Consider the following 5,685-nt stretch of genomic DNA (forward strand, 5'->3'; position numbering starts at 1 on the left):
GCCATAGCAGCTTTAACACGGCATACATAGCCATGGTGGTCAGCGCCCCAAATATCGATCATTTCTTTGAAGCCACGATCATATTTATTGCGGTGATATGCGATATCCGCCGCCAAATATGTAGGAACTCCATTATCACGGATAACTACGCGGTCTTTATCGTCGCCATAGTCAGTGGATTTCAACCACAAAGCACCGTCTTTTTCATACACTTTACCAAGAGCCTTTAAGGCCTCTACGGAGTGATGAATTTCATCAGTTTCATGAACTGTACGTTCAGAGAACCAATTATCGAAAGTAACACGGAAATTGCTTAATGTTTCCTCTAAGCGAGCTAATTTTTCTTTTAAGCCCTCTTCTTTAAACAATGCTACACGATCAGCTTCGTTCATAGTATTTAATTTATCGAAGCCTTCGCGTTCTGCAATAGCTTTTGCAGTCTCGATAATATCAGGACCACGGTAGCCATTTTCAGGGAATACGAGAGCCCCTTCTGGAATATCGAATTCAGGCATGGAACCATCTTCGTTGCGCTTAGGTGGGAACACTAATGTAGCACCTTGCAACTCTTGGAAACGGTACTCAATGGAGATAGCCATATTATCGATTTGGTTACCTGCATCATTGATGTAGTACTCGGATTGTACATTGTAACCTGCTGCACGCAACAAGTTTACAAGTGCACTACCATACGCAGCACCACGACCATGTCCGACATGTAACGGACCTGTTGGGTTCGCACTTACGTACTCTACTTGAATCGTATCGCGTGCACGCAATGGTTGAACACCATACTGATCGCCAGCATTTAAAATAGCTTTCAACGTATCGTATACCATATCAGATTTCAAGAAGAAATTGATGAAACCTGCACCAGCAACCTCAGCGCGTTCGAGCCAATCAAAATTCATATGACTAATCAAAGCCTCTGCAATAGCACGAGGGTTTTGACGAGCTACACGAGCGGATTGCATAGCGATATTTGTAGAAAAATCACCGAATTCTTTTTGAGGTGGCACTTCGAGAACGATTTCTGGATATTCCCCAGCTGGTAAGCCACCGCTGTTAATCGTATCTTGTAATGCCTGTTCAATCCCCGATTTCAGGATTTCCTTCATGTCCATGCTCTATATCCTCCCGCACGTCTATATCTAACTGATTATAAAATTGCCATTCACCTTCGACGGAAATATCATATCCTAAATGAACATGACCTACGCCGTCGTGAAAGTCTACTGTTAATTCATGAGTATTCACGGCCATGTGCAAATCACCATACGGTGTTTCATACACGGATTCGCGCTCTTCACCACGGACATATTGATGACGCATATTCACAGCCCCTGTTCGAAGCAATACAATAGAGTCATCATGGATTTTAATGGTCGTCTTTACCCCATCTAAGCCAGTCACACTAGATTCTTCATAACGCACATACTGAGCATTACCCTTTTCATGTGATGTACCTGGGGAAATCAGTTCCACTACGGTATCCTTGCCGTCCATATCTCGTTGTACACTTTTTACGGACACTAGAACCCGCTTCATTTTTCAACCTCCATGGCAGTAATTAATCATCATATTATACCATAATCAAAGACTATTTTGCACCCTCAATGAGTCGCAATTTCTTAGTCTTTGTCATCTGTTTTATGGCATATTCTCTACGTTGTGCATCTTGTTTATTGTGAAAGCTTTCAGAATACACCAATGTAACAGGACGTCGCCCTCTCGTATACTTAGCACCGCCTGGAATAAGCCCATTATGAGCCTCTATACGGCGCTCAATATCGGTGGTCCACCCACAATACAAGGAATCATCTGCGCAACGCACCAAGTACACGTAGTGCCGCTCTTCAGACTTGGCCTCCTTATTTGCCATTTTTTGCATCATCAGTAATCGGTTCCAACGTAATAGTATTGATGATTACTGGCTCTACTGGTTTATCATTGCGACCAGTTTTTACTTTGCCAATTTTTTCAACTACATCCATACCTTGTACTACGGTACCAAAGATAGTGTGTTTGTTATCTAACCAATCTGTAGGTCCCAATGTAATAAAGAATTGAGAACCACCTGTATTAGGGCCTCGGTTTGCCATGGCAAGAACGCCCATTTTATTGAAGTGTAAATCATTGGAGAACTCATCAGGAATTGTATAGCCTGGACCGCCAGCACCTGTACCATCTGGATCCCCGCCTTGAATCATAAAGCCTTCGATAACGCGATGGAATGTAACACCATTATAGAAACCTTTTTTTACTAAGTAATCAAAGTTTTTTACCGTAATAGGTGCTTTAGAGCCTAGCAAACGAACTTTGAATTGACCATAATTTGTATCAAAAATAGCATACTCATCAGCGATTGGCGCATTAGAGAAGTTAGGCATAGCTACCGTTTCTGCTTTTACAGTATTTCCTTGTGGTTGTTCCCCACTTTTTGTACCACAAGCTGCTGTACCAAGCATTGTAATCCCCAACATTGCGCATAAAGCCAAGCGTTTCCAGTTCATAGTTCCCCCAATATATTGTTTATACTAACATGTATGTAAAATTCACATAGAAAAGCCGCTCAACCCGTGAGCGGCTCTTTTTTAGTATATCATGTTTTAGAGAAAATTTGGTTTAAATAATTATTAAATTTACCAATTTATATAACCTTATACTTTCAGTTATAGATCAGTCATTATTTACCATCAAATTGTTCAGTTTTTTAGTCTACAATGAGGACATTAGAACTCAATCAATCCACTTGAAATGCTTGCACGCATTATAGATGCCGTCCTTATCACAATCAGTAGTGATATAATCGGCTTTTTCTTTTAATTCAGGGCGTGCATTTCCCATAGCAATGTTAAGCCATTCCGGTCTAAACATGGATAAATCGTTATACCCATCGCCAAAGACAACAGCTTGATTAGGCTTCATGCCAAAATAATCCAGCATATTACGAATGCCCAAGGCTTTTTCCATTGGTTCATACAAAACACAGCCATCACCATAACGGATGAGCTTATGTGTCATATGCTCAATTTCTTTCTCCTCTTCTTCCCCTTCTTTAAAGAACACATAAATCTTATAAAACTCTTCTACATTATGAAAGTCAAAATTAGGATCTACTGTCGTTTTAAAAACATCCCAATTCGGATGCCAATCTAATATTTCCTTATACGGCGTAATTCGGCCTAATTTATTCCGATCTGTTACAGCCCAAGGAATATTGTGGGACTCTAAATATTCCAAATAGTTAATGCATGCGTCACGATCCATGCCAATCATGGACACTAGTTCATTATTAACAGTAACACTATGTCCGCCGTCTGCCACAAAATCTGTAAGCCCCGCTTGTTCCGCAAAACGCTTTGCATCTACTTGGATACGGCCTGTTGCTAGTGCCACCCGATGGCCACGGCGCTTTAATTCATCTAAGCTATATTGAGCACTGTCAGGAATTTTACCTTCCGGCCACACAGCTAATGTATTATCGATATCGAAAAAGAAAAATTTCTGTTCCACAGGCCCTCCTAATCACGTCCGCTCATTAACTTAAATCGCTCTTTCTGCTCTACATCAGGATATTTTTCTTGATCCACATCACTCAAAAACATATCTAGTGGTCGTACATATAAGTCACGTTGATCATATAATTTTTGATACACTACGAACTGTTCACTCGTTTCCGAATGAGTTGCAACATCTAACACATAATAGTACATGCCTTTAAAATGACGATATAAGCCACCCTTTACAATTTTTCGCATTTATAACCTCATCACATAACATACACAAACGGTTACAAATTATATTAATCAAGAGATTCCATGTATTGAATAGCCTTAGTCAACATATCTGCTGTAATTTTGTACGGAGATACATCAATATCATGAACAGATGTAGCCTTTTCAACAATTTGAGGAATATGCGATGCAGTAAGACCTAACTGTGAAAGTTTAGTAGGCCAACCTAATTCGCGGTATATTGGCAACCACCGTTGTAATTCATCCATTTGTTGGTCAACGGTTAACAAAATAAGTAAGCCATATGCTACCATTTCACCATGCAAATGGTTTTCTTCTGTTTCTTTATTAGTAACACAGCCATAACATACAGCATGAGCCATATTACTATTATATGCCATAGGAACACAACCCGATACAATACCGGTAGTAAAGATAACAGTCATAGCAATGGTATCAAATGCATCACTACGTTTTTTAGCTTGACTGTCTTTATAGGCTTGTATACCATGTACTAAAATTGGTTCACTACACATAGAAGCTAGAGTAAGGCCTAACTGAGTATTATAATCTTGCTCACGATTGCGAGCAGAAAGATGAGTTTCATAGTGTTTTGCAATAGTATCTCCCATTCCCGCCCACAAGTAACGGCTTGGTGCTTCTACGAGAATATCAGCATCAATAAAGCAGTGCACAGGAGGATGATTTACAAAGGCTACGTCATCAAAAGTATGCTCTGCAGTGTATACAGCTGCTACTTCTGACGTTGCAGCACAAGTAGAGGCAATGGTCGGAATTGTAAAGAATGGTTTATCATCTAACTCTAGAGCTACTACTTTTACCGTATCCATGGCCTTACCACCACCAACAGCAAACATAAAGTCCGCATCTTTTACAGAAGCCATTTGTGCAATTTCCTTACCTCGAGCGAAAGTACACTCTCCACCAAAGTGAATAATATCTAGCACTTTAATCCCTGCTTTATCAAGCACTGGACGAATGTGTGGCAAAGCTTTAGAAAGAGCTGTCTCACCACCGATGATAGCTACAGACTTACCATATAATTTTGTAAATTTGGGAATAGCATCGAACACCTCATGACCGCCAAAACTATAACTAGGTAAACAATGAGTACTACGCATAAAATCTTCCTTCCTTCCTTCATCATCTATATTCTTATTATAGAAACTTCTACTCACAAAATCAATTTTATATGACAACCCTTAAGACACAAAAAGGTTCTATACTTTCACCAAAACGAAAGCATAGAACCTTTAATTATATTATTTTTTATCAGACACAAGGCCTTTATGAATAAGACCTACGATGAAGCCTAATATGGCAAAGATTACCCAACCCATACCGGCCGCTTGGAACGGAATATATTGAGTAAACAATCTCTCTAAAGCATCTGGTGCAATACCAGCTGTTTCTAAGCCAGTCATAAGTGCAGAGATCATTGTAAAACCAATCGTCCATGCATATATGCAACGACGTCCACCAAATACATTGTTTGCAAGCGCCAATAAGATGATTACAATTGTCAATGGATACAATAACATCAATACAGGAATGGCTGCACTAATGATTGTCTTCAAGCCAAACATACTAAGGCCAAATGCAGCAACAGAGAAAATAACTACATATAACTTATAGCTAATTTTTGGTGTCAACTTATGGAAGTATGTACCACAAGAAGTAATTAAACCAATACTTGTAGACAAACAAGCCAAGAGAACGATAATAGCCAGAATTATTTGTCCAAAATCACCAAATAAATAGTTAGCACTTGTAGAAAGGACAGGCGCCCCTGTATCGAACAAACCAAAGCGTTCTACACTAGTAGCACCGATGTTGGCGATAAATACATACACAATACCGAGAAGGCCTACTGCAATAGCGCCTACTTCCATTACTGTTTTTGTAATAACCGCACGAGATGTAGCGC

General features: G+C 39.7%; 8 protein-coding genes. All 8 read right to left on the minus strand.

The window, feature by feature from the left end:
• Positions 1 to 1,124 (minus strand): arginine--tRNA ligase (argS, locus tag Q7P05_RS04715; protein ID WP_303930794.1); only part of this gene is annotated, 1,124 nt, incomplete at its 3' end.
• Positions 1,090 to 1,548: a DUF1934 domain-containing protein gene (locus tag Q7P05_RS04720; protein ID WP_303930796.1), complete on the minus strand. Its 459-nt coding sequence runs from the start codon at positions 1,546 to 1,548 to the stop codon at positions 1,090 to 1,092. The genes argS and Q7P05_RS04720, both read right to left, overlap by 35 nt.
• Before the next feature lie 52 nt (positions 1,549 to 1,600).
• Positions 1,601 to 1,882: a GIY-YIG nuclease family protein gene (locus Q7P05_RS04725; protein WP_295825500.1), complete on the minus strand. Its 282-nt coding sequence runs from the start codon at positions 1,880 to 1,882 to the stop codon at positions 1,601 to 1,603.
• Positions 1,872 to 2,513, minus strand: coding sequence for a peptidylprolyl isomerase (locus Q7P05_RS04730; RefSeq protein WP_105084982.1), 642 nt, complete (start codon positions 2,511 to 2,513; stop codon positions 1,872 to 1,874). Before Q7P05_RS04730 ends, Q7P05_RS04725 begins: the two co-directional genes overlap by 11 nt.
• Positions 2,514 to 2,739: 226 nt before the next feature.
• Positions 2,740 to 3,516, minus strand: coding sequence for an HAD family hydrolase (locus Q7P05_RS04735; protein ID WP_303930798.1), 777 nt, complete (start codon positions 3,514 to 3,516; stop codon positions 2,740 to 2,742).
• A gap of 8 nt (positions 3,517 to 3,524) precedes the next feature.
• Entirely contained in the window at positions 3,525 to 3,761 is a 237-nt protein-coding gene (locus tag Q7P05_RS04740; protein ID WP_005385326.1) for a DUF1653 domain-containing protein, read from the minus strand.
• A gap of 44 nt (positions 3,762 to 3,805) precedes the next feature.
• Positions 3,806 to 4,879 (minus strand): iron-containing alcohol dehydrogenase family protein, encoded by a 1,074-nt coding sequence (locus Q7P05_RS04745; protein ID WP_213467254.1) that lies wholly within the window; start codon positions 4,877 to 4,879, stop codon positions 3,806 to 3,808.
• 141 nt (positions 4,880 to 5,020) lie between these two features.
• Positions 5,021 to 5,685: branched-chain amino acid transport system II carrier protein (locus Q7P05_RS04750; protein ID WP_303930799.1), on the minus strand; the 665-nt coding region annotated here is incomplete at its 5' end.

The organism is Veillonella dispar, assembly GCF_937975875.1.
Classification (GTDB): domain Bacteria; phylum Bacillota; class Negativicutes; order Veillonellales; family Veillonellaceae; genus Veillonella; species Veillonella dispar_B.